General features: G+C 72.7%; 19 protein-coding genes and 2 pseudogenes. 3 read left to right on the top strand and 18 right to left on the bottom strand.

Translation table 11 applies throughout. From position 1 onward, the window contains the following. Positions 1–18 precede the first annotated feature (18 nt). Positions 19–1782, top strand: coding sequence for a YbjN domain-containing protein (locus ACN28G_RS04625; protein ID WP_421480858.1), 1764 nt, complete (start codon positions 19–21; stop codon positions 1780–1782). 261 nt (positions 1783–2043) lie between these two features. On the opposite strand, the gene ACN28G_RS04620 is transcribed toward ACN28G_RS04625, so the two are convergent. The 8 genes and pseudogenes from ACN28G_RS04620 to ACN28G_RS04585 all read right to left on the bottom strand — a co-directional run bounded on the left by ACN28G_RS04620 (position 2044) and on the right by ACN28G_RS04585 (position 11224). Beyond that, a complete protein-coding gene (locus ACN28G_RS04620; protein WP_229688651.1) occupies positions 2044–2208 on the bottom strand; it encodes a DUF397 domain-containing protein in 165 nt (54 codons plus the stop codon). 276 nt (positions 2209–2484) lie between these two features. Continuing rightward, positions 2485–3748, bottom strand: a pseudogene (locus ACN28G_RS04615) (IS256 family transposase). Between the two features lie 236 nt (positions 3749–3984). Beyond that, positions 3985–5208, bottom strand: a complete 1224-nt coding sequence (locus tag ACN28G_RS04610; protein WP_421478495.1) for a S1 family peptidase — start codon at positions 5206–5208, stop codon at positions 3985–3987. A 179-nt stretch (positions 5209–5387) separates the two neighbouring features. After that, entirely contained in the window at positions 5388–7076 is a 1689-nt protein-coding gene (locus ACN28G_RS04605; RefSeq protein ID WP_091435574.1) for a ribonuclease J, read from the bottom strand. Positions 7077–7128: 52 nt separating this feature from the next. Next, a complete protein-coding gene (gene dapA / locus ACN28G_RS04600) occupies positions 7129–8052 on the bottom strand; it encodes a 4-hydroxy-tetrahydrodipicolinate synthase (RefSeq protein ID WP_091435573.1) in 924 nt (307 codons plus the stop codon). Positions 8053–8105: 53 nt separating this feature from the next. After that, positions 8106–8843 carry an FAD-dependent thymidylate synthase gene (thyX, locus tag ACN28G_RS04595; RefSeq protein WP_091435572.1) on the bottom strand — a complete coding sequence of 246 codons (738 nt, stop codon included), beginning with the start codon at positions 8841–8843 and terminating at the stop codon, positions 8106–8108. Between the two features lie 384 nt (positions 8844–9227). Continuing rightward, positions 9228–9998: a DUF2752 domain-containing protein gene (locus ACN28G_RS04590; RefSeq protein WP_421478494.1), complete on the bottom strand. Its 771-nt coding sequence runs from the start codon at positions 9996–9998 to the stop codon at positions 9228–9230. Further along, complete coding sequence (locus ACN28G_RS04585) at positions 9995–11224, bottom strand: winged helix-turn-helix domain-containing protein (protein ID WP_421478493.1); 1230 nt, start codon at positions 11222–11224, stop codon at positions 9995–9997. The genes ACN28G_RS04590 and ACN28G_RS04585 overlap by 4 nt, the downstream gene beginning before the upstream one ends. A 323-nt stretch (positions 11225–11547) precedes the next feature. Between ACN28G_RS04585 and ACN28G_RS04580 the strand changes: the two genes are divergently transcribed. Continuing rightward, entirely contained in the window at positions 11548–12099 is a 552-nt protein-coding gene (locus ACN28G_RS04580) for a GNAT family N-acetyltransferase (protein WP_091435569.1), read from the top strand. A gap of 209 nt (positions 12100–12308) precedes the next feature. Here ACN28G_RS04580 and ACN28G_RS04575 read toward each other — a convergent pair. After that, a pseudogene (locus ACN28G_RS04575) lies at positions 12309–13547 on the bottom strand (glycosyltransferase family 87 protein); the annotation flags it as partial. Between the two features lie 34 nt (positions 13548–13581). Here ACN28G_RS04575 and ACN28G_RS04570 point away from each other — a divergent pair. After that, positions 13582–14187, top strand: a complete 606-nt coding sequence (locus ACN28G_RS04570) for a GNAT family N-acetyltransferase (protein WP_421478492.1) — start codon at positions 13582–13584, stop codon at positions 14185–14187. 145 nt (positions 14188–14332) lie between these two features. On the opposite strand, the gene dapB is transcribed toward ACN28G_RS04570, so the two are convergent. The 9 genes from dapB to ACN28G_RS04525 form a co-directional block, all read right to left on the bottom strand. Next, positions 14333–15103 carry a 4-hydroxy-tetrahydrodipicolinate reductase gene (dapB, locus tag ACN28G_RS04565; RefSeq protein ID WP_091435567.1) on the bottom strand — a complete coding sequence of 257 codons (771 nt, stop codon included), beginning with the start codon at positions 15101–15103 and terminating at the stop codon, positions 14333–14335. Between the two features lie 65 nt (positions 15104–15168). Then, positions 15169–16542 (bottom strand): M16 family metallopeptidase, encoded by a 1374-nt coding sequence (locus tag ACN28G_RS04560; protein WP_091435566.1) that lies wholly within the window; start codon positions 16540–16542, stop codon positions 15169–15171. 47 nt (positions 16543–16589) lie between these two features. Further along, positions 16590–18959: a polyribonucleotide nucleotidyltransferase gene (locus ACN28G_RS04555; protein WP_421478491.1), complete on the bottom strand. Its 2370-nt coding sequence runs from the start codon at positions 18957–18959 to the stop codon at positions 16590–16592. Between the two features lie 233 nt (positions 18960–19192). Further along, complete coding sequence (gene rpsO, locus ACN28G_RS04550) at positions 19193–19462, bottom strand: 30S ribosomal protein S15 (RefSeq protein ID WP_088963411.1); 270 nt, start codon at positions 19460–19462, stop codon at positions 19193–19195. Between the two features lie 204 nt (positions 19463–19666). After that, positions 19667–20629 carry a bifunctional riboflavin kinase/FAD synthetase gene (locus ACN28G_RS04545; RefSeq protein WP_091435564.1) on the bottom strand — a complete coding sequence of 321 codons (963 nt, stop codon included), beginning with the start codon at positions 20627–20629 and terminating at the stop codon, positions 19667–19669. Positions 20630–20660: 31 nt separating this feature from the next. After that, positions 20661–21545 (bottom strand): tRNA pseudouridine(55) synthase TruB, encoded by an 885-nt coding sequence (truB, locus tag ACN28G_RS04540; RefSeq protein ID WP_421478490.1) that lies wholly within the window; start codon positions 21543–21545, stop codon positions 20661–20663. A gap of 36 nt (positions 21546–21581) precedes the next feature. Next, positions 21582–22889, bottom strand: coding sequence for an MATE family efflux transporter (locus ACN28G_RS04535; RefSeq protein WP_421478488.1), 1308 nt, complete (start codon positions 22887–22889; stop codon positions 21582–21584). Positions 22890–23361: 472 nt separating this feature from the next. Beyond that, positions 23362–23571 (bottom strand): DUF6186 family protein, encoded by a 210-nt coding sequence (locus ACN28G_RS04530; RefSeq protein ID WP_175440749.1) that lies wholly within the window; start codon positions 23569–23571, stop codon positions 23362–23364. Continuing rightward, positions 23571–23978, bottom strand: a complete 408-nt coding sequence (locus tag ACN28G_RS04525; RefSeq protein ID WP_421478487.1) for a hypothetical protein — start codon at positions 23976–23978, stop codon at positions 23571–23573. The genes ACN28G_RS04530 and ACN28G_RS04525 overlap by 1 nt, the downstream gene beginning before the upstream one ends. Positions 23979–23985: the final 7 nt, after the last annotated feature.

The following is a 23985-nucleotide window of genomic DNA, read 5'->3' as shown; positions in this document are numbered from 1 at the left end:
GATGACCTGGTGGCGACGATGCGCCGGTACCAGCGGTACGCCGTCGAGGCGATGCTCGGCACGCCCCGGGTGGGCCTGGCCCAGGGCTGGGCCATGCTGGACGACCTGGTCCGCCGGTCGTCGCCGGCCGGTGACCGGGCACCGGTCCCGGTGGACGGACCGGACGCCGGGACGGTGCCGGCGGCAGCCGCCGAGACCGGCCCGGTGGCCGAGTTGGACGCCGCCGCCGATGCTGGCCCGGCACCCGGGCCACACACGGCCAACGCCCCTGGCCCGCTACCCGGACCGGACACTTCCGGCGAACCCGATCCGGTACCCGGACTGGACACTGCCGCCGACGCTGGCCTGGTATCCGGGCCGTACACCGCCAGCGCCCCTGGCCCGGTGCCGGGACTGGATACCGCCGCCAACGCTGGCCCGGCAACGTGGCTGGACAAGGCCACCGACGCTGGCCCGGTACCCGGATTGGACGAGGTCGGCGGCCAGGTGGTCGCCGGGTTGCGCTGCCGGATCGCCGACCACGTTGGCGACGAACCAGCGGCCCGACGCTGGTACGAGCGGTGGCGCACCGCCGAGCCCGATCCGGCCTCGGGCTGCGTGGGCTGTCTACCGGTACGGCGGGCCGAACTGCTCGCCGGCTGGGGCGACCACCGGGGCGCGCTGGCCGAACTCGGCCCGGTCCTGGCGGGTACGGTCGACTGCACCGACCAGCCGGCGGCGGCCCTGGCCGTGGCGCTGCTGCCGTGGCTGCGCTCCGGCGAGCCGCACCGGGCGGCGGCGGGACACGTGCGGGCCTACCGGCGACACCGGCGGGAGTGGTCGGCGTTCGGGTACCTCGCGGCGCACCTGCGCTTCTGCGCGCTCAGCGGCAACCCGGCCCGGGGGTTGGCGGTCCTGGCCGAGCAGTTGCCCCGACTGGACCGGGCCCCCGACGACCGGCGGGCGATGGAGTTCGCCGCCGCCGGGGCGCTGGTCTGCGCCGTGGCGGCCGAGGCCGGGCTGGCCGCACAGCGGATCCACCGCCCCGCGTACGGCACCCGGCCGGCAGCCGATCTCGACGTCGGGACGCTCGGTGCCGACCTGCTCGCCGTCGCCACCGCACTGGCCGGCAGCTTCGACGCCCGCAACGGCACCGGCCACCAGTCCGGCCGGATCGCGGGCTGGCTGGCCGAACGCCCGACCGGCCCGGCGGTCCCCCTGCCCGCCGACGGGCCGGACAGCGACGGGTCCGATATCGGTGGACCGGACGGTGACGGCCCGCACGGCGGCAGACCAGCCGGCGGCAAACCGCACGGCGCGACCCAGGACGTGCCCGGTGACCGCGCTCCCGGGGACGACTACGGCCAGGACGTGCTTGGCGGGACCAGCGACGTGGAGCCGATGCCGCTGAGCCTGTCCATGATCACCGCCACGTTGGACAGTCGCGGGGACGGTTACGCGGTCGACGCCACCGGCACCGTGCTCGGTCGGTGGGGATCGGCGGTGATCCAGTTCCAGCGGATCGGCGAACGCGGGGACATCCTGCAGGCGCGGGTGGCCGCCGTCCGCCGCCTGCCGGCGACCCGCCGGGCCGAGGCGTACCGGTTCTGCAACGCCTGGAACCACGATCGGCTGCAGCCCCGGGCGTACGTGCACGACCTGGGCAACGGTGAGCTGGTGCTCGCCGGCGACGTCAACACCGACCTGGCGTACGGGGTGGCCCCGGTGCAGCTGGCCGTCCTGGTCGACGCCGCCGTGACCACCGCGACCGCGTACGCCGACGCGGTGGCCGCCCTCGGCTGACCTGCTCGGCGGTCGCTGCCCTCGGCTGACGGTTCGGTGGCTGCCGCCCCCGGCCGGCGGCTCCGTGGTTGCCGCCCCCAGCCGGCGGTGAGAGGGGTAACCCTCTATACCAGATGCGTTAACAAGGGGCCCTTCCTTACTCTCGGTCGGTGGTTGACGACCTCGCCGCGCTGCCTCTCCGCCATATTCGGGGTGCCTTTGGGGAGATCTGTTGTCGCTATAGCGACAACAGATCTCCCCAAAGGCTGCGAGGCTGAGCGGTCAGGTCAGGTGGCCGGACTTGAGGGCGTCGACGAAGGCTCGCCAGCGCGTCGGGGCGAAGGCCAGGACCGCCCCCGCCCGGTCCTTCGAGTCCCGCACCCCGACCACGCCCCCGCCAGCCAGACCGGCCCCGCCAACCCCGGCCAGGTCGTCCGCGACCTCCACCGCTCGGTGACCCACTGCTCCGGCGTCGCCTCGTTGACGACCTTCTGGGCCGGCATCTTCGACTGCGAGATCGCCCGACCGACCGCCACCCCCAAAGGCTCCCCCACCCGCAGCTCCCCCCACCACACAACTCCCAGGAACGAGTGCACAACACCCGGATTCCTTGGCACAACATCCAGGAACGAGTAGCTCTCTCACCACCAGTGACCACTATTTCCACGACCGAGCGGGAGTGTGGCGATTTCCGTGTTTGGGCCTGTGGTGTGATCGAGGTTGTTAGATGGTGATCCGGTCGCTGTAGGCCAGGATCAGGGCGTTGAGGGCCTTGGCCCAACCGTAGACCCGGCCGGTGATACTCCCGCCGCCCCGGCGTTTCTGCTGGACGACGAGGTAGAGGACCTTCATCGCGGCCTGCTCGGTCGGGAAATGCCCGCGGCGGCGGGCGGCCTGCCGGAACCGGGCGTTCAGGGACTCGATGATGTTGGTGGTGTAGAGGACTTTGCGGACCTCGTGGTTGTAGTCCAGGAACGGCACGAACTGGGGCCAGGACTGGCGCCACAGCTTGATGACGGCCGGGTAGCGGTCGCCGAACTCGGCGGCGAACGCCTCGAACCGGGTCTCGGCGGCGGCCACCGTGGGCGCGGTGTAGATCTCCCGCAACGCGGGGGTGATCTTCTGCCAGTCCTTGCGGTTGGTGTAGCGCAGGCTGGCTCTGACGAGGTGGACGACGCACTGCTGATGCACCGCGAGCGGCCACACCTGTTCGATCGCGTCGGTCATGCCCTTGAGTCCGTCGGAGCAGACCATGAACACGTCCTCGACGCCCCGGTTACGCAGTTCGGTGAGGTAGGCGGCCCACTGCTTGGCGCCCTCACCGCCGGTGCCGGCCCACATGCCGAGCACGTCGCGTTCCCCGTCGAGGCTGATCCCCACGACGACGTAGACGGGTCGGTTCGCGACCTGCCCCTGGCGGATCTTCATCACCAGGGCGTCGATGAACACCACCGGATAGATCCGGTCCAGGGGGCGTTGCCGCCACGCTTCCATGTCGGCCAGGACACTGTCGGTGACCCGGCTGATCAACTCCCGGGACACCTCGGCGTCATACACATCGGCGAGATGCGCGGAGATCTCCCCGGTCGTCAACCCTTTCGCGTACAGCGACGCCGATCGCCTCGTTGAAGCCGTCAAGGCGGCGGGCGTGTTTCGGCACGATCCGCGGGGTGAACGACCCGGCCCGGTCCCGAGGGACCTGGATCCGCACCGGCCCGACCTCGGTCTGCACCGTCTTCACCCCGTGACCGTTACGGATGTTGACCCGCCGACCGGTCTCCTCGTCAACACCGGCGTCGTCGAGGTGGGCGTCCAACTCGGCGTCGAGCGCTGATTCCAGGACGGTGCGGGTAATCCCGGCGAGGAGCCCACCCGATCCGACCAACGAGACTCCGTCGGCCTTGGCCCGCTCGACCAACTGCTGGGCGAACTCCCGCTCCGCCACCGACGGCCCCGGAAGCTGAACCGGATTCTTCTTGTCTGCCATGACGTGGTCCTTCCTGGACAGGATCGACGTCCTGTCCAACGGACCACACCCAGGTCAAACACGGAAATCTACGCAGTCCCGACCGAGCGGGCGCAGCGCGGACGCGGGGAGGGGCGGGCGACAGGGGCGGGCGCAGCGCGGACGCGGGGACGGGGGCAGTGTGGATACGTGCGCGAGATGGGCGTACGGCGCTGCCCCCGCCCGGTTGAACGGGGCGGGGGCAGCGGGGTGGAGCGTCAGGAGAAGATGCGTCCGAGCAGGCCACGACGGGCCGGTTGGGCTGCCCCGCCGGAGCCGGTCAGCTCGGTGGTGACCAGGGTCAGTCCGTTGGTCTGCAGGATCTCGTTGACCGGCTGGAAGAAGGTGATGCCGCCGACCGTGCAGTCACCGGAGCCACCGGAGGTGACGCCCTGCGCCTGGTCGCCGGAGATCCACGAGCCACCGGAGTCGCCCGGTTCGGCGCAGACGTTGGTCTGGGTCAGGCCGGTGACCGTACCCTCCGGGTAGTTGACCGTGGTGTTGCGGGCCTGGACCACTCCGCAGCGGGCGCCGGTGGTGGAGCCGGAGCGGCAGATCGACGAGCCGACCGGGACCTCCAGCGACCCGGCGACCGGGACGGTACCGCCGTTGAAGTCGTTGACCACCGGCTGCGGGATCCAGTCCCGGTTGACCGCGACCACGGCCCAGTCGTCCTCGGGGAAGGACGAGGCGCGGAAGACGCCCTGCTCCAACTGGTTGGCCCCGAGGGTACGGTCGCCGACCTGGCCGCAGTGCCCGGCGGTGACGAAGCCGCCGACCACCGAGAAGCCTACCGAGCAGCGGCCGCTGCCGTTGAGGTACGCGTCGCCGCCGCGCACGTCGAAGAGCAGTCGGGGGGCCTGCACCGTGGCGTTGACCCGGACGGCCTCCCGGGGCACCCCGCTGCGGTCCACGAACCGCCAGCCGGCGTTGGTGGCGCCGGGCTCGGCGAGCACCACCACCGAGTTGCTGGCGACGTCGACGTACCAGCCGGAGATGGCGTCGGAGGCGGCCGGGCCGGACCGGTCCAGGGTGTTCTTGAGCCGGTCGAGCTGGGTCAGGCTCCGGGTGACCACCTTCGGCACCGCACCGGCGGCGCGTACCCGCTCGGCCTCGGCCCGGTCGGCGACCGCCACGTTCAGGGTGGTGCCGTCGGTGGCGAGCCAGGCTCCGCCGTACGCGGCGCCGAGTTCGGCGCCGAGCCGGGTGGTCACGCCGGCCGCCCACCGCTCCCGGTCGAGCCGGCTCAGCGCCTGCTCCCGGCTCAGCGACAGGTCCCGCCGCAGCGCGTCGACCACCTCCGGCGCGGGCTGCGCCGAGGTCGCACCCGGGCCACCCGTCGGGGTCGGCCCCTCCCCGGCGAACGAGGGCAGGGTCACCGCCGTCGCCGCTCCCAGCGCCACGACCACCACGCCGATGGCTGTCATCCGTCTGCGGTCCATCCGCCACGCTCCTCCCGGCCGACGCGGGTACGTCTGCCGGCACGGAGTACGGAACACGGCGCCGAACGGTTGAAACAATCGACGACAAACTATTGCGAAGCGGTCGATTGAACCATTGTCCACCGCCGTCCGTACCCGTGGAACGGGCGGCGGTGGACCCGGTGCGGTCGAGCCGGTGGTCAGACCTCGACGACGTTGGGGACGATCATCGGGCGCCGACGGTACGCGTCGTTCACCCAGCGGCCCACGGTGCGCCGGACGATCTGCTGGAGCTGGTGCGGGTCGGTGATGCCGTCCGCGGCGGCCCGGTTGAGCGCCTCGGTGACCAGCGGGATCACCGGGTCGAAGGCGGCCGGGTCCTCGGAGAAGCCCTTCGCCGACAGGGTGGGGCCACCGACCACCTTGCCGGTGACCGAGTCGACCACCACGGTGGTGGCGATGAAACCGCCGTCGCCGAGGATCCGGCGCTCGGTCAGCAGCGACTCGCTGACGTCGCCGACGGCCAACCCGTCGACGTAGACGTACCGGCTCTTGACGTGGCCGACCAGGCTGGCCCGGCCCTCGACCAGGTCCACCACGTCGCCGTCCTCGCAGAGCACCACCCGGTCCGGGGCGACCCCGCTCTCGATGCCCAGCCGGGCGTGGGCGCGCAGGTGCCGCCACTCGCCGTGCACCGGCATCAGGTTGCTCGGGCGGGTCACGTTGAGCAGGTAGAGCAGCTCACCGGCGGGGGCGTGGCCGGAGACGTGCACCTTGGCGACGTCCTTGTGCACCACCACCGCGCCGGCACGGGCCAGCCGGTTGATCACCCGGTAGACCGAGGTCTCGTTGCCCGGCACCAGCGACGAGGCCAGCACCACGGTGTCGCCGGGGGCGATGGTGATGTGCCGGTGGTCCCCGCTGGCCATCCGGCCCAGCGCGCTCATCGGCTCGCCCTGGCTGCCGGTGGACATCAGCACGATCTGCTCGGGCGGGAGGGTGGTCGCCTCCTCGATGCCGATCACCAGGCCGGCCGGGATGTTGAGCAGGCCGAGGTCGCGGGCGATGCCCATGTTGCGGACCATCGACCGGCCGATCAACGCCACCTTGCGGCCGTGCTCGGCGGCCGAGTCGAAGACCTGCTGCACCCGGTGCACGTGCGAGGCGAACGAGGCGACGATGATCCGCCCCTTGGCCTTGGCGAAGATCGAGTCGAGCACCGGCCCGATCTCCCGCTCCGGTGTGACGAAGCCGGGGATCTCCGCGTTGGTGGAGTCCGACAGCAGCAGGTCGACCCCCTCCGCGCCGAGCCGGGCGAACCCGGCCAGGTCGGTGATCCGGCCGTCCAGCGGCAGCTGGTCCATCTTGAAGTCACCGGTGTGCAGCACCAGGCCCGCCCCGGTGCGGATGGCCACCGCGAGCGCGTCCGGGATCGAGTGGTTCACCGCGAAGAACTCGCACTCGAAGGGACCGAGCCGCTCCCGGCCGCCCTCCCGGACGGTCAGCGTGTACGGCTGGATCCGCCGCTCGGCCAGCTTCGCCTCGACCAGGGCCAGGGTGAACTGGGAGCCGACCAGTGGGATGTCCGGCTTGTGGGCGAGCAGGTACGGCACCGCGCCGATGTGGTCCTCGTGCCCGTGGGTGAGCACGATCGCCTGCACGTCGCCGAGCCGGTCCAGGATCGGCCCGAAGTCGGGCAGGATCAGGTCCACGCCCGGCTGCTCGACGTCAGGAAAGAGCACCCCGCAGTCGACGATCAGCAACTTGCCGTCGTACTCGAAGACGGTCATGTTGCGACCGATGGCGCCGAGCCCGCCGAGCGGCGTGATCCGCAGGCCGCCCTCGGGTAGCGGCGGGGGCAGTTCCGTCTCGATGTGCGCCTCGGTCACGCGTCCACCTCATTCTGCAGCGCCGTCGACCGGCGCCCGTCTCGTCGGGTCATCAGGGAAGGGGCAGGCCGGCTGCGGCGCAGTCGGCCCGGAGCTGGTCGATCTCGTCGTCGGTGGCGTCCACCAGCGGGGAACGCACCGGCCCGGCGGGCAGGCCCCGGGCCGCCAGCCCGGCCTTCACCAGGATCGTGCCCTGGGTCCGGAAGATCCCGGTGTACAACGGCAGGAGCTGACGGTGCAGGGCCAGCGCGGTCGCCGTGTCCCCATCGTCGTACGCCTCGATCAACTGCCTGGTCAGCGCGCCGGTGAAGTGGGTCGAGGTGCCGACCAGCCCGACACAGCCCACCGCCAACGCCGGCAGGGTGAGCGCGTCCTCGCCGCTGTAGTAGGCCAACTCGGTCCGGCTGGTCACCCAGGAGGTGGCGGTCAGGTCACCCTTGGCGTCCTTGACCGCCACGATCCGGCCGTGCTCGGCGAGGCGTACCAGGGTCTCGGTCTCGATCGGCACCCCGGAACGGTGCGGGATGTCGTAGACCATCACCGGCAACCCGGTGGCGTCGGCGACCGCGGTGAAGTGCCGCAGCAGACCGGCCTGCGGCGGCTTGTTGTAGTACGGCGTCACCACCAGCAGGCCGTGCGCGCCGGCCTTCTCCGCGGCGGTGGCCAACTCGATGGTGTGCCGGGTGTCGTTGGTGCCCACCCCGGCGAGCACCCGGGCGGAGTCGCCGACCGCCTCCACCACCGCCCGGACCAGGCGTTCCTTCTCCTCGTTGGTGGTGGTGGGCGACTCGCCGGTGGTGCCGTTCACCACCAGCGCGTCGGCGCCCTGCTCGTCGACGAGGTACGTCGCCAACCGCGCCGCGCCGTCGAGGTCCAGCGAGCCGTCGGGGGTGAACGGAGTCACCATGGCCGTGAGCAGTCGCCCGAACGGGCGCGACGCCCCCCGGGCGGGGGCGGCAGGGTGGTCGTGCGTCATGTCACCAACCTAGCGGACGGCCACCCGAGGCCTGCTCGGGAAGGGGCCATCACTCACCCGGCGTGCGGGCTGGTGGCCACCTCGGTACCGTCGGGCAGCGTCGAGACGACGAAGTCCGCGAAGACGTTCGGTGCCACCCGCCGCAGCTGACGCAGGCACTCCACGGCCAGCTCACGGATCTCCACGTCGGCGTGCTCGGTGGCCCGCATGCCGATGAAGTGCCGCCAGGCCCGGTAGTTGCCGGTGACCACGATCCGGGTCTCGGTGGCGTTGGGCAGCACCGCGCGGGCGGCCTGCCGGGCCTGCTTGCGCCGCAGCGTCGGGTTGGGCTCGTCGACGAACCGCGCTTCCAGGCCCTCCAGCAGCTCGGTGTACGCCCGCACGCTCGCCTCGGCCGCCTCGACGAACTTCTTGTGCAGCTCCGGGTCGTCGGCGATCACCGCCGGCTCGACCATCGCCGCGTCCCGCTCCGGCACGTACCGCTGGGAGAGCTGGGAGTACGAGAAGTGCCGGTGCCGGATCAGCTCGTGGGTGAAGGAGCGGGACACCCCGGTGAAGTAGAACGTCACCGAGCCGTGCTCCAGCACGCTCAGGTGCCCGACCTCCAGGATGTGCGCCAGGTAACCGGCGTTGGTGGCGGTCGCCGGATTCGGCTTCTTCCAACTCTGGTAGCAGGCCCGGCCAGCGAACTCGGCCAACGCCTGGCCCCCGTCGGCGTCGGTCGACCACGGAACGTCGTCCGGGGCCTCGAACTGAGTCCACGCGATGAGCTTGACCTGCGGCTGCACCATGTCCGGCATTCCTGCGACTGTAGCCCCCCACCCCCAGGTGCAAGGAAGGGCCCCTTGTTAACGCATTCGGTAGAGCGGGGTACCCCTCTCACCGGCCAGCAGAGCCGGAGCAGATCGGTGGAGCCGAAGCCGCGTCGACGAGGCGGAGACCCGCCATACCGCTGTCCGGTCCCACGCCGTCGACGGACGAACGGCCGGTCGCCCGGATCGCCCGCCCCGACGCGACGCGACGCGACGGAAGATCTTGGAAGAAATGTGCCCCCATCATAGGGGCCGAAATCTTCCTAGATCTTTTGAATCGGGGTCAGCCCGCATCGGTCAGCCCGAGCCGGGCCGGGGTCGCGCCGAGCCGATCAGCCCGAGCCGGACCGGGTGTCGTCGAGGTCAGACGTAGAGCGAGGTGAAAGGGGCCCAGGGCAGATTACGGGCCACGGAGAAGGCCAGCCAGAGGCCCAGGAACCCACCGATCATCTTCGGGCTGATCCGCAGCTCGGGTAGGCGCCAGCCGAACGCCTGCCGACCCGCCCAGGCGACGAAGAGGTACGCCAGGAAGGGCAACGCGAAGACGAAGAGAAAGTGGTGCCGGGCAGCGGCGGGCAGGTCGGCGTGCAGCACGTACCAGAGGGCGCGGGTGCCGCCGCAACCTGGACAGTCCAGCCCGGTGGTCAGCTTGAGCAGGCAGGACGGCAGCGCGTCGGGCGCGGAGCGGGTCGGGTCGCTCAGCAGGGTGTAGCCGATGCCGGCCGCCACACAACCCACCGCCGCCAGCGGCACCATCCAGCGCGGTGAGCGCTCGTAGAGCCGCCCCACGAACCGGGTCAGCCGGTCCGGCTCGGCCACCAGGTACCCCGGCACCGGGCCACCCTCGGTCGGCAAAGGGGCGACCGACGAAGGGGCAGCCGACAAAGGGGCGACCGACGACGGGGCGGGCGACGACGGGGCAACCGACAAAGGGGCGACCGGCGACGAGGCGGGCGACGACGGGGCGACCGGCGACGAGGCGGGCGACCACGGGGCAACCGAAGAAGGGCCGGCCGACGAGGGGGCTGCTACGGGGTCGGCGGACGGGCCGGCGGGCGGGCCGGCGGGCCCGGGGTCGGTGCTCGTGGGGCCGGGTTGGGCGGTCGCTCCGTCAACGCTCGTCACGTCGCTCACGGTACACCTGAGCGGCTCGTCAGGGCGGCGGTCAGCGGGCCGGCCAGGTCACCGGCGACGGGCGGGGCGACCGTGTCGAGGCCGAGCCAGCCGGCGAGCCGGTGCAGCTCCGCCGCCAGGGCCAGGGCGGTCTCGCCCGGGTCGGCACCGGGCTCCAGCCAGGCGGCGGGCACCAGCAGTACGCCGGCGCGGCGGTCGGCCTTGAGGTCGACCCGGGCGGTGAACCGCTCACCCTGCAGGAACGGCAGCACGTAGTAGCCGTGCACGCGCTGGGCCGCCGGCACGTAGATCTCGATCCGGTAGGTGAACCCGAACAGGCGCTCGGTGCGCGCCCGCTCCCAGATCAGCGGGTCGAAGGGGCTGACCAGGGTGTTCCGCCGGATCCAACGGGGCAGCCGGGCCTGGGCGTGCAGGTAGGCCGGCTGCCGCCAACCGGGGACCTGGGCCGGCAGCAGCTCGCCCGCCTCGACCAGTTCGGCGACGGCCTGCCGGGCGCCGGCCACCGGCAGCCGGAAGTAGTCGCGCAGCTCCGGCTCGGCGGCCACCCCGAGGCTGCGGGCGGCGATCGCCACCAGGGCCCGCCAGGCGTCCGCGTCGGTCGGGGTGGGCGCGGCCAGCACGGCCGCCGGCAGCACCCGTTCGGGCAGGTCGTACCGGCGGGCGAAGGAGGTGCTGCGGTCGGCTGCGGTGACCTCGCCGGCCCAGAAGAGAAACTCCAGGGCCTGCTTGACCGCCGACCAGTTCCAGCCCCAGTTGCCGGTCTCCCGGGGCGCGTCGTGCTCGATCTCGGCGGCGGTCAGGGGGCCCCGGGCGGCCACCTCCTCGCGAACCCAGGCGACCAGTTGGGGCTGCTCGGCCCTGATCCGCCGCATCCCGCCCCAGGCCTTCTCCGCCGCCTGGGCCATCCGCCACCGCAGCACCGGGTGCAGCCCCACCGGCACCAGCGACGCCTCGTGCCCCCAGTACTCGAAGAGCTCCCGGGGGGCCCGGTAGGCCGCCGTGTCGAGCAGGCTTGTCGGGTAGGGCCCGAGACGGCTGTACAGCGGCAGGTAGTGCGCCCGTTGCAGGACGTTCACCGAGTCCATCTGGATCAGCCCGACCCGGTCGAGCACCCGCCGTAGGTGCCGGCGGGTGGGCACGCCGGTGGGCGCCGGGTCGGCGAAGCCCTGGGCGGCCAACGCCACCCGCCGGGCCTGGGCGAGGGAGAGTGCGACCGGTGCGACCATCGCAGGCACCCTAAATCACGGGTACGACACCCACGCGCGCACCACGACCCACCGACGCGACACGACACCCGCAAACCGCAACCCACCCGCGCGACACGACACCCGCGCACTACAACCCACCCACGCGACACGACACCCGCGCACCACAACCCACCCGCGCGACACGACACCCGCGCACCACAACCCACCCGCAGACACCCGCGCACCACAACCCACCCGCGCGACACGACACCCGCGCACACGACCCGCGCACGGGTACGACGGACCGTTCGACCGCGCGGCGACGCTGGACTCGGGGCGTACCGGGGCATACAAACGGTGCCATGCTGACCATCCGCCGGGAGGGGCCGGCCGACGCCGAGGCGGTCGCCCGGGTACACGTGCGCTGCTGGCAGCACGCCTACTCCGGGATCATGCCGGCGCAGGTGCTGGCCCGGCTGAACGTCGCCGCCTGGGCCCAGCGCCGGCGTGACGTCGGCACGGCCGAGCCGGAGCATCCGTTCACCACCCTGCTCGCCGAGGCCGACGGGCAGGTCGTCGGCTTCACCTCGTACGGCCCGTACCGGGTCGACCAGAACCGGGCCGACCTGGACCCGGCGTACGGCGAACTGCTCGCGCTCTTCGTCGAGCCGGACCACTGGGGGGACGGGACGGCCCCGGCGCTGCTGGCGGCGGCCCGGGACGGGCTGGCCGGGCGCGGCTGGCACGAGTACCGGCTCTGGGTGCTGGCCGACAACGTCCGGGCCCGCCGTTTCTACGAGCGGGCCGGGCTGTCACCCGACGGCGAGCGGTCCACCTATCCGGTGCCGCTGACCGCCGGGAGCGAACCGGTCGGGCTGGTCGAGCTGCGCTACACCGGCCGCCTCGACGGCTGACCCGGCCCACCGGCCCGCCCACCAGCGGACTCGTCGCCAGCCGTCGGCGAATCGGCAGACCCGCCCGCGCCGGACGTCGAACGCGCGCCGGCCGGCCGAGGGTCGGCGGGCCCGCCCACCACCGCCCGCCGGCCGTCGGACGCGTCGCCGACCGGCCGAGAACCGGCGGACGCGTCGCCGACCGGCCGAGAACCGGCGGGCCCGTCGCCGACCGGCCGAGGATCGGCAGGCCCGTCGCCGGCCGGTCCGCCGGTGGGTGTCCCGCTGGCCGGCACGGCTCCGGTGGCCGCCGACCGGATCGGCAGGAACAGCAGCAGCGCCAGGCTGATCCAGACGTAGGTGTTGCTGCCCAGGAAACCGTCCACCCCGGTGAAGTCCCGCTCCCAGGACCAGACGATCCGGCTGATCAGCAGGGCGTACCCGACGGTCGCGGCGGCCAGCAGCGCGCGGCGTCGGCGGCTGCGCGCGGGCGCCGCCATGCCGTGGTCGACCAGCAGGATCAACCCGGGCAGCAGCCAGACCAGGTGGTGTACCCAGGTGACCGGGCTGACCAGGCACATCACCGCGCCGGTCAGGGCCAGCCCGGCGGCGTGGTCGCCGGCCGCGGCGGCCACCCGGCAGCGCCAGGCCCAGACCGCGAGGGTCGCCAGCACCAGGGCCAGCCAGGCAAGCGTGCTCGGCTGGTCCGGGTCGAGCCGGGCCACCACCCCGCGCAGCGACTGGTTGGAGACGAAGGCCAGCTCGCCGACCCGGCCGGTGTTCCACAGGGCGGTGGTCCAGAACTCGCGGGACGCGTCGGGAAAGAGCGCGGCGGCCAGCACGGTGGCCCCGGCGGCGGAGCCGATCGCGGTGAACGCGGCCCGCCACTGCCGGGTGACCAGCAACTGCACGATGAAGATGCCGGGGGTCAGCTTGATCGCGGTGGCCAGCCCGATGCCCACCCCGGCGAACCTGCTGCCGGCCGGCAGCAGGCGCAGCAGGTCCACCGCGACCAGGAAGAGCAGCAGCATGTTTACCTGGCCGAAGTTGACCGTCTCGCGCATCGGCTCGAAGGCCGCCGCCAGGCAGAGCGCCACGGCCAGGGTGAACCAGCGGGTCCAGCCGGAGCGGCGGGCCACCGGGTCGACCAGCCACCAGATCACCACCGCGCTGACCACCACGCTGGCGGTCACGCTCACCAGGATCGCCAGGTTCCACGGCAGGTACGCCATCGGCAGCATGACCAGGGCGGCGAACGGCGGATAGGTGAAGCCGTACTGGGTGCCGGACTTGAGGAAGTCGTAGATCTCGCCACCGTCGTGGACCCAGAAACGCAGCGCGCCGTAGTAGACGTTGAGGTCGAAGAAGCCGTGCCGGACGGCCGCCACGGAGAGGAACGCGGCCACCGCGACGGCGAGCACCAGCACGACCAGCACCTGCCGGACGGTCCGTCCGGGACCCTGCGCCACCGTCGTCCCCCTCGCCCTGCGTAGGCTCACGTTCATGGCTCTCGGGTACGTCCGCCCGGCGCGTGGTGACGACGCCGGCGAGATCGCACGCATCCAGCTCGCGACCTGGCGGGTCGCCTACCGGCGGATCCTGCCCCGGCACGTGCTGGAGAACCTGGACGAGGGGTACCTCGCCCGGCGCTGGAGCGCCGCGGTGCTCCAGCCGCCGTCCGACGCCCACCGCGTGCTGGTCGCCGTCGAACAGGCCGAGCAATCCTATCTGGTGGGGTTCGCCGCTTCCGGCCCGGCCGACTCCGAGGCGCTCGCCCCGGGTGAGCCGGCCGAGGCGCTCGGTTCCGGTGTCGTGGCCGTCACCGACCTGCTGGTGGAGCCGCGTTGGGGGCGGCGGGGGCACGGCAGCCGGCTGCTCTCCGCCCTGGTCGACCTCTGGCGTGCCGACGGGTTCGAGCGGGCAGTGGCCTGGTCGTTCGAGGCCGACGAGGCGAGCGCGAAGTTCCTCACCAGCACCGGCTGGGAGCCCGACGGGGCGGCTCGCGCGCTGGACGTCGACGACCTGCTCGTACCCCAGCTCCGCCGGCACGTCGCGATCCCCGCCGAGGACACCAAGCCCAGCGAGGACACCGAGCCCAGCGAGAGCTGAGCGCCCGCTCGGCCTGGCGGGACGCGGCGGGCCCGAGCCGGCCACCAACACCACCGGCGGGCGTGGTCGGGACCCCACCGGCGGCTCCGTGGTCGGACCGCGCCCCGCAGGGCGGGGACACGGACCGACCAGGCCGGCCGTACCGTCAGTCGAGCAGGGCGTCCAGGCCGATGGTGAGGCCGGGGCGGTTACGGACCGCCCGCACGGCCAGCAGCACGCCGGGCATGAACGAGGCTCGGTCGTACGAGTCGTGCCGGATGGTGAGCGTCTCCCCGGCGGTGCCGAAGAGCACCTCCTGGTGGGCGACGAGCCCGAGGGCGCGCACCGCGTGCACCCGTACCCCGTCGACGTCGGCGCCCCGCGCGCCGGGCACCTCGTCGGTGGTGGCGTCCGGGGCGGCGGCGAGCCCCGCCGCGGCGCGGGCCTGACCGATCAACCGGGCGGTGTGGGTCGCGGTGCCGCTGGGCGCGTCGAGCTTGCGCGGGTGGTGCTGCTCGATGATCTCGACGGACTCGAAGTGCCGGGCGGCCTTCTCGGCGAACTGCATCATCAGCACCGCGCCGATGCCGAAGTTGGGGGCGATCACCACGCCCACCCCGGGCATCCGGGACAGCCAGCCACGGACCCGCTCCAGCCGCTGCTCGGTGAAGCCGCTGGTGCCGACCACCACGCTGATCCCCTGGTCGATGCACCAGTGCAGGTTGTCCATGACCACGTCCGGGGTGGTGAAGTCGACCACCACCTCGGCACCGGCGTCGGAGGCGGCGAAGAGGCCGTCACCCTGGTCGATCATCGCCACGAGTTCGAGGTCACCGGTCGCGTCGACCGCCTTGCACACCTCGATGCCCATCCGGCCCCGGGCGCCCAGCACGCCGACCCGGATCGCGTCCGGGCTCTTCTCCTGCTCGTCAGTCACGGGGCACAACCTATCCCAACCCGGACCATCGCTCACCGTCGGACGGGCACCGCCCACCGGCCGGGTCAGAAGGTGACGGCGTCGGCGTCGAACGGGCCCACCACGGCCAGCGACATCGGGCGGGCCAGCAGCTCGGCGGCGAGGGCGTTGACGTCCTCGACGGTGACCGCGTCGACCCGGGCCAGCAGCTGGTCGACCGGCACCACGTCGCCGTAGAGCAGCTCACCCTTGCCCAACCGGCTCATCCGGGAACCGGTGTCCTCCAGGCCGAGCACGAACGAACCCTTGCTCATGCCCTTGCCCCGGGCCACCTCGGCCTCGGTCATCCCGTCGGTGGCGACCCGGGCCAGCTCGGCGCGGGTCAGCTTCAGCACCTCGCCGAGCTTGCCCGGCGCGCAGCCGGCGTAGACGGCGAAGAGCCCGGTGTCGGCGTACTGGCTGGCGTAGGAGTAGACCGAGTAGGCAAGCCCCCGGCGTTCCCGGATCTCCTGGAACAACCGGCTGGACATGCCGCCACCGAGCACGTTGTTGAGCACCCCGAGGGCGAAGCGCCGCTCGTCGCGCCGGTCGATGCCGGGGCAGCCCAGCAGGACGTGCGCCTGTTCGGTCTCCTTCGGCTCGACCAGGGTGGCCGGCCGGCGCGTGCGTACCCCCGGGGTGTGCGGGCGGCACGGCGCGGGCGTGGCCGCGTCGGTGTCCATCGGGGTGCCGCGCAGCGCCTGGCGGACCAGCCGGACCACGGTGGCGTGGTCGAGGTTGCCGGCGGCGGCGACGACGATCTGCGGGGCGACGTAGCGCCGCCGGTAGAAGGCCTGGATCTGCCGCCGGGTCATCGGGGTGACCGTCTGCTCGGTACCGGAGATCAGCCGGCCCAGCGGGTGGTTGCCGTAGACGATCCGGGCGAAGAGGTCGTGCACCTCGTCGCCGGGCTCGTCGTCGTGCATGGCGATCTCTTCGAGGATGACGCCCCGCTCGGTCTCCACGTCGGCCGGCTCGATGAGCGAGTCGGCCACCAGGTCGCACATGACGTCGACGGCCAGCGGCAGGTCGTCGTCGAGCACCCGGGCGTAGTAGCAGGTGTATTCCTTGGTGGTGAAGGCGTTGGTCTCGCCGCCCACCGCCTCGATCTGCGCCGAGATGTCCAGGGCGGTCCGCTTGTGGGTGCCCTTGAAGAGCAGGTGCTCCAGGAAGTGCGCGGCGCCGGCCTGCGGGCCGGTCTCGTCCCGGGAGCCCACCCCCACCCACACGCCGAACGACACGCTGCGGGTGGCCGGGATCGCCTCGGTGAGCACCCGCAGCCCGCTGGGCAGCACGGTCCGCCGGACCGTGCCACCCACCGGGTCGTCACTGAGTGTGCGGGTGACCGCCCGAGGGGCGGCACCGGTACGGGCCACCCCCCGTCGACCCGGTGGGAACGGCACGCGATCGGCCCGACTCACGGCTGCTCCTGAATCGACGAGGGGTGGAGGTGGTACGAATCAGGTGCTCAGCTGTGCCGGGTCCGACGACGCGGGCGCTCGCCGCCCTCGCCGCCACCCTCGCCGCCGCCACCCTGGCCACGGTCGCCCCGCTCCGGGCCACGACCGCCCCGGTCACCGCGGTCGCGCGGACCCCGGTCGCCGCCGCGACCGGCCGGACGCTCGCCACCGGCCTCCGCACCGGCGGCCGGTGCCTCGGCACCCTCCGGCCGGACCTTGTCCAGGTAGATCTTGCCGCGGGCGTCGATGTCCGCGATCTCCACCTCGACCTTGTCGCCGACGTTGAGGAAGTCCTCGACCCGCTCGACCCGCTTGCCGTCGCCCACCTTGGAGATGTGCAGCAGGCCGTCGCGGCCCGGCAGCAGCGAGATGAACGCGCCGAACGCGGCGGTCTTGACCACCGTGCCGAGGAACCGCTCCCCCGCCTTGGGCAGGGTCGGGTTGGCGATGCCGTTGATCCGGTCCACCGCCGCCTGGGCGGACGGGCCGTTGGTGGCGCCGACGTAGATCGTGCCGTCGTCCTCGATGGAGATCTCGGCGCCGGTCTCGTCCTGGATCGCGTTGATGGTCTGCCCCTTCGGGCCGATCACCATGCCGATCTTGTCGACCGGGATCTTGACGGTGGTGACCCGGGGAGCGTGGTCCGACATGTCGGCCGGAGCCTCGATGGCGGCCTGCATCACCCCGAGGATGGCCTGCCGGGCCTCGTTGGCCTGCTGCAACGCGGCGGCCAGCACGTCCGACGGGATGCCGTTGAGCTTGGTGTCCAGCTGCAGGGCGGTGACGAACTCCGGCGTACCGGCGACCTTGAAGTCCATGTCACCGAACGCGTCCTCGGCACCGAGGATGTCGGTGAGCGTCACGTACTCGGTCTTGCCGTCGACCTCGTCGGAGATCAGGCCCATCGCGATACCGGCCACCGGGGCCTTCAGCGGCACACCGGCGTGCAGCAGCGCCAGGGTGGACGCGCAGACCGAGCCCATCGAGGTGGAGCCGTTCGAGCCGAGCGCCTCGGAGACCTGCCGGATGGCGTACGGGAACTCCTCGCGCGCCGGCAGCACCGGGATCAACGCCCGCTCGGCGAGCGCGCCGTGGCCGATCTCCCGCCGCTTCGGCGAGCCGACCCGGCCGGTCTCCCCGGTGGAGTACGGCGGGAAGTTGTAGTTGTGCATGTAGCGCTTGGACTTCTCCGGCGCGAGGGTGTCCAGCGACTGCTCCATGCGCAGCATGTTCAGCGTGGTGACGCCCAGGATCTGGGTCTCGCCCCGCTCGAACAGCGCCGAGCCGTGCACCCGGGGCAGCACGCCGACCTCGGCGGTCAGCGGGCGGATGTCGCGGGGGCCACGCCCGTCGATGCGGACCTGCTCGCGCAGCACCCGGTTGCGGACCTCGGACTTGGTAAGCGACCGGAACGCGGCGCTGACCTCCTTCTCGCGGCCCTCGAAGCGCGGGTTCAGCTCCTCCTGGACGCGGGCCTTGACCCGGTCCAGGGCCTCCTCGCGGTCGGCCTTGCCGGCGATCTGCAGCGCCTCGGCGACCTCGGTGCGGGCGGTGTCGGCGACCGCGCCGTAGACGTCGTCGGAGTAGTCCAGGAAGACCGGGAACTCGGTGACCGGCTTGGCGGCGACCTCGGCCAGCTCGCTCTGCGCGCGGCACAGCTCACGGATCGCCGGCTTGGCGGCCTCCAGGCCGCTGGCCACGATCTCCTCGGTCGGGGCGGTCGCGCCACCGGCGATCAGGGTCACCGCGTTCGGCGTCGCCTCGGCCTCGACCATCATGATCGCGACGTCGCCGTCGGCGAGCGCCCGGCCGGCGACCACCATGTCGAAGGTGGCCCGGCCCAGCTCCTCCAGGGTCGGGAAGGCGACCCACTGGCCGTCGATGTGGGCGACCCGGGTCGCCCCGATCGGGCCGGAGAACGGCAGCCCGGAGAGCTTGGTCGACATCGAGGCGGCGTTGATCGCCACCACGTCGTACGGGTGCTGCGGGTCGAGCGCGAGGATGGTCTCGACGACCTGGACCTCGTTGCGCAGGCCCTTGACGAACGAGGGGCGCAGCGGGCGGTCGATCAGCCGGCAGGTGAGGATGGCGTCCTCGCTGGGCCGGCCCTCGCGGCGGAAGAACGAGCCGGGGATCCGGCCCGCGGCGTACATCCGCTCCTCCACGTCCACGGTCAGCGGGAAGAAGTCGAAGTGCTCCTTCGGCTGCTTGCCGGCGGTGGTGGCGCTCAGCACGACCGTCTCGCCGAGCTGGGCGATGACGGAGCCGGCGGCCTGACGGGCCAGCCGACCGGTGGAGAAGGTGATCTCCCGGGTGCCGAAGGACCCGTTGTCGATCACGGCGGTGCGCTGTTCGGTGCCGAGTTTGGTCTCGGTCATGTTTCGGTCTTGCTCCTTCGCATCGGGGGCTACGCGACGCTTGCGGAGCTGCTCAGACGGCCGGTCTTCGATCGAAGCGCCCGGGTGGGCCGGCGAGGTGCCGGCGTGTCCGGAGGCCACTACCGGAGACCGGTACGCTGACCGGCTCCCCTGTCGGGTGGTCGCGCGGCCCGGTTCTTTTCTGGTGCCGACGTACTGCGGGGGAGCGGCCGGCTGGCCACTCCCCCGGCACGTCAGCGGCGCAGGCCGAGCCGCTCGATGAGCGACCGGTAGCGGTTGATGTCCTTCTTCTGCACGTAGTTGAGCAGCCGACGGCGCCGGCCGACCAGCAGCAGCAGCCCACGGCGGCTGTGGTGGTCGTGCTTGTGCACCTTCAGGTGCTCGGTCAGCTCGGCGATCCGCTTGGTGAGGACCGCGACCTGCACCTCGGGGGAACCGGTGTCCCCTTCGGCGGTCGCGTACTCCGCGCGGATCGTGGCCTTGGCTTCCTGGTCGAGCGCCATTTTCTCCCTGTTCTGTGGGTTGCTACCTGAGTCCGTCGTCCCGACCCGGCGGGGATCGCCAGACGGACTGAACCTCGCACCCGCGGCGTCGTGCAGGCACGCGAGGCCCCTCGTCGGTCAGCCGACGTCCACGCCACAGTACCAGCTCATCGGGGAACCGCCCGGTGAAGGCCCCGGTCGAGTCGCCGTGGCGCCCGGGGCGGCTCAGGTCAGCATCGCCCGGACCTGAGCCACGTCCTCGGTCATCTGGGCCAGCAACGGCTCGATCGAGTCGTACCGCACCTGCCCGCGCAGTCGCGCCCGGAAGTCCAGCGCGACCTGCTCACCGTAGAGATCACCGGCGAAGTCCAGCACGTACGCCTCGACCCGGCGCTCCCGGCCGGAGAAGGTCGGGTTGGTGCCGACCGAGACCGCGGCGGCCAACTCCTCCACCTGCCCCGGTTGTCCCCCGCCCCGGCGACGCGGACCCACCTGCCGGACCAGCCGGGCCGCGTAGACCCCGTCGGCCGGCACCGCCGCGTACCGGTGGCAGGCCAGGTTGGCGGTCGGGAAGCCCAGCTCCCGGCCGCGCTGGTCGCCGCGGACCACGATCCCCTCCACCCGGTGCGGGCGGCCAAGCGCCGCCGCCGCGGCGGTCACGTCCCCCGCGTCGATGCAGGACCGGATGTAGGTGGAGGAGAAGACGGTGCCGTCCTCGGTGACCAGCGGACCGCCCTCGACGGCGAAGCCGAAGGTCCGGCCCAGCCGGTCCAGCAGCGGCACGTCGCCGGCGGCCCGGTGCCCGAAGCGGAAGTTGTCGCCGACCACCACCAGCGCGGCGTGCAGCTGCTCGACCAGGATGTCGTGCACGAACGCCTCGGCCGACAGCCGGGAGAACTCCGGGGTGAACGGCACCACACAGAGCGCGTCGACCCCGAGGGACTCGATCAGCTCCGCCTTGCGGGCCGGCTCGGTCAGCACCGCCGGGTGGGAGCCGGGCCGGACCACCTCGGCCGGGTGCGGGTCGAAGGTCACCACCACCGAGGTCACCCCGAGCTCGCGGGCCCTCCTCACCGCGTGGCCGATGGTCGCCTGGTGTCCCCGGTGCACGCCGTCGAAGACGCCGATGGTGACCACCGAGCGTCCCCACCCGCCCGGCGTCGCGTCGTACCCCCGCCACCGTTGCATGCCGCCCCTCCCCTGTCCTGCGTACCGGCGGTCAGGCCGGCGCGAGCACGATCTCGGCGCGGGCCCGCCCGTCCCGCTCGCTGACGATAGCGATCAGCCCCCCGGCCGGATCGAAGACCGCGTACGGCCCGACGATGCCCGCCGGGTCCAGCGGCCCGCCGTGGGAGAGCACCCGCGCCTGTTCGGCGCTGGCGTCGCGGCGGGTGAAGAACCGTTCGGCCGCCGCGGCCAGCGGCAGGTCGACCACCTCGGGCGCGCGCTGCTCCAGCTGGTCGAGACCGGCGGCCTCGGCGAGGGTGAAACCCCCCACCGCGGTACGCCGCAGCGCGGTGAGATGGCCACCGACGCCCAGCGCCCGGCCCGCGTCCCGCGCGATGGCCCGGATGTACGTGCCGGAGGAGCAGGTGACCGCCACGTCGACGTCCACCACGTCCGGGGTGTCCCGGCGGACCGCGAGCAGGTCGAGTCGGGAGACGGTGACCCGCCGGGCGGGCAGCTCGACGCTCTCGCCCTGGCGTACCCGGTGGTACGACCGCTGGCCGTTGATCTTGATGGCGCTGACCGCGCTCGGCACCTGGTCGATCTCGCCGGTGAGCGCGGTCAACGCCGCGCGGACCGCCTCGTCGGTCACCGCCCCGGCCGGCGCGGTGTCGGTGACCTCACCCTCGGCGTCGTCGGTGACGGTGGCCTGACCGAGTCGGATGGTGGCGGTGTAGCTCTTGCCGGCGCCGATCACGTAGGTCAGCAGCCGGGTGGCCCGTCCCACCCCGATCACCAGCACCCCGGTCGCCATCGGGTCCAGGGTGCCGCCGTGGCCGACCCGGCGGGTCCGGGCGAACCGGCGGATCCGCGCCACCACGTCGTGCGAGGTCATACCGGCGGGCTTGTCGACCACGATCAGACCGTCTGTGCTCACGACCGCCAAGCCTGCCAGAAGCCCCGGGCCCCCGGTTCACCGGACCGCGCCGACCACCGCCCAGGCCCCGGAGCGCAACCTCAGCAGCACGGCGACCAGGCGGAGCACCACGAAGAACGCCAGGCCGGCCCAGATCCCGCCCAGCCCCCACCCGAACACGTACGCCGACCAGATCGCCGGCAGGAAACCGCCAAGCGCCGCCAGCACGGTCAGGTTACGCAGGTACCGCACGTCCCCGGCACCGATCAGCACCCCGTCGAGGGCGAAGACCACCCCGGCCAGCGGCAACATCGTGGCGAACCACGGCCAGGCGAGCAGGGCCTGCTGGTGCACCTGCGGGTCGTTGCTGAACCAGGTGGGCACCACGCCGGCGCCGGCGGCGACCAGGGCCGCGAAGGCCAACCCGCAGGCCCCGCCGACCAGGGCGAGCCGGCGGGCCAGCGCCCGGGCCACCGCCGCGTCCCCGGCGCCGAGGGCCGCGCCGACCAGGGACTGGGCGGCGATGGCCAGCGCGTCGAGCAGCAGCGCGGTGAGAAACCACAGTTGCAGGGTGATCTGGTGCGCCCCGGCGGTGGCCGGGCCGAACCGGGAGGCCACCGCGATCGCGGACAGGAAGCTGGCCTGGAAGGCGACGCCCCGGATCAGCAGGTCACGGCTGAGCACGAGCTGCTGCCGGATCAGCCGGGGCTCCGGGCGCAGGGTCACCCGCTCGGCGATCAGGGCCGCGACGAAGAGCCCGCCGCAGATGCTCTGGGCCACCACGTTGGCCACCGCCGAACCGACCAGGCCGAGCCCGACCGGGTAGACCAGCAGCGGGCAGAGCGCGGCGGAGAGCAGATTGGGGCCGAGCACGAACCAGATCGGCCGACGGGTGTCCTGGACGCCGCGCATCCAACCGTTGCCGGCGGCGGCGAGCAGCAGACCCGGCGCGCCGAGCGCGGCGATCCGCAGCCACAGGGCGGCCGCGTCGGCCACCTCACCCGGGCCTCCGGCGAGGGTACGCGCCAGCGCCGCCCCGCCGATCTGCATCGCCACCACCACCAGCAGCCCCACCGCGAGCGCCAGCCAGGAGGCCTGCACGCCCTCGGCCACCGCGGCGGCCCGGTCACCCGCGCCGAACCGGCGGGCCGACCGCCCGGTGGTGCCGTACGCCACGACGGTGCCGATCCAGGCGATCAGGGTCAGCACCGTGCCGCCGACGGCGATCGCCGCGAGCGGAACCTGACCGAGGTGCCCGACGACCGCCGTGTCGACCAGGATGTAGACCGGCTCGGCGGCGAGGACGACCAGGGCCGGCAGCGCCAGGGTGGCGATCCGACGTGGGGACGCGACGACAGTGCTCATCGGCGCTGATGCTGCCACAGCGCCGGTAAGCCCGGCAAGGGCCGGTGTTCCTTACACCTCGTCCGCCGTCACCGCCGGACGGGACAGCTCACTGACGGGTGTCCATGGAGATCTGCAGCGCCCGGCGGGCCTGCTCACGGGCCTCGTCGTTGGCGGTGCTGGTCTTCTCGGGCTTCGGGTTGGTAGGCATGAGGAGGCCCCTTCCAGGGTGCGGCCAGCCACTGACCGGCGGCCGTGCGGGCGGTGCTGCGGGAGCGCCCCGGGAAGCGGTCCGGGATCACCGGAGCGGCTGGCCTGGGCAGCGTGAGCCCGGGTCGGTTACGACCCTGGAGGGAGGCGGCCCCTGGTGCGGCACCACCGCCCACGACCTGCGACGGGCGCCGCAATGTCAAATCCCAAGCTATCGTTCAGGTCCACATGCTGCCCAGCGTTCCCGCCATCTGGACAGGGCTGCCGAATCGGGTCGGCGCGGTCACCGGGCCAGGAAGTGCCAGCCGATCCACCACCAGAACCCGAACAGTCCGATCCGGCCCACCGGCACCGGGCCGACCTCGTACCGCATCAGGTAGCCACAGACGTCACTCAGGCAGGGGATCCGGGAACCCGGTCGACGCGCCGCCCACTCGACGGCCACGAAGAGCACCAGCGAGAGCAGAAAACCGTAGATGGCGATCATCCGCATCATCGCCGCACCAACCCCCAGAACGCGGCCAGCCAGGCCATCCAGGCCGCCGACCGGAACAACTCGTCCTCCAGCAGCGGATCGGCCAACCGGGAGAAGGTGGGGAAGTCGTCCTTCGCCGCCATCGCGAAAGTCGCCGCCTCGAGCACCCCGAACAGCGCCGCCGGCAACACCCACCAGACCACCCCCGGGGGCAGCCGACGAGGCGAGGGACGACGCGGCATCCGGTTGCTCAGGCCGACCCAGATCAGCGCGCCCCCGGCGCCCAGGACGTACAGGTTCGCCTGGGTCGAGAACGACGGCAACTGCCCACCCACCAGGGAGAGACAGGCCAGCACCGGCACCGTGACGATCGGACGGTCCCAGACCCGGGGGGCGTCGACGGCGAGTTCGGGAGACTGCTCCATCCGATGA

This window comes from Micromonospora sp. WMMA1923, assembly GCF_049179195.1.
In the GTDB taxonomy this organism is placed as follows: Bacteria; Actinomycetota; Actinomycetes; order Mycobacteriales; family Micromonosporaceae; genus Micromonospora; species Micromonospora yangpuensis.
Note: the sequence above shows the minus strand (reverse complement) of the source record. Positions and strands in the feature narration are given on the sequence as shown.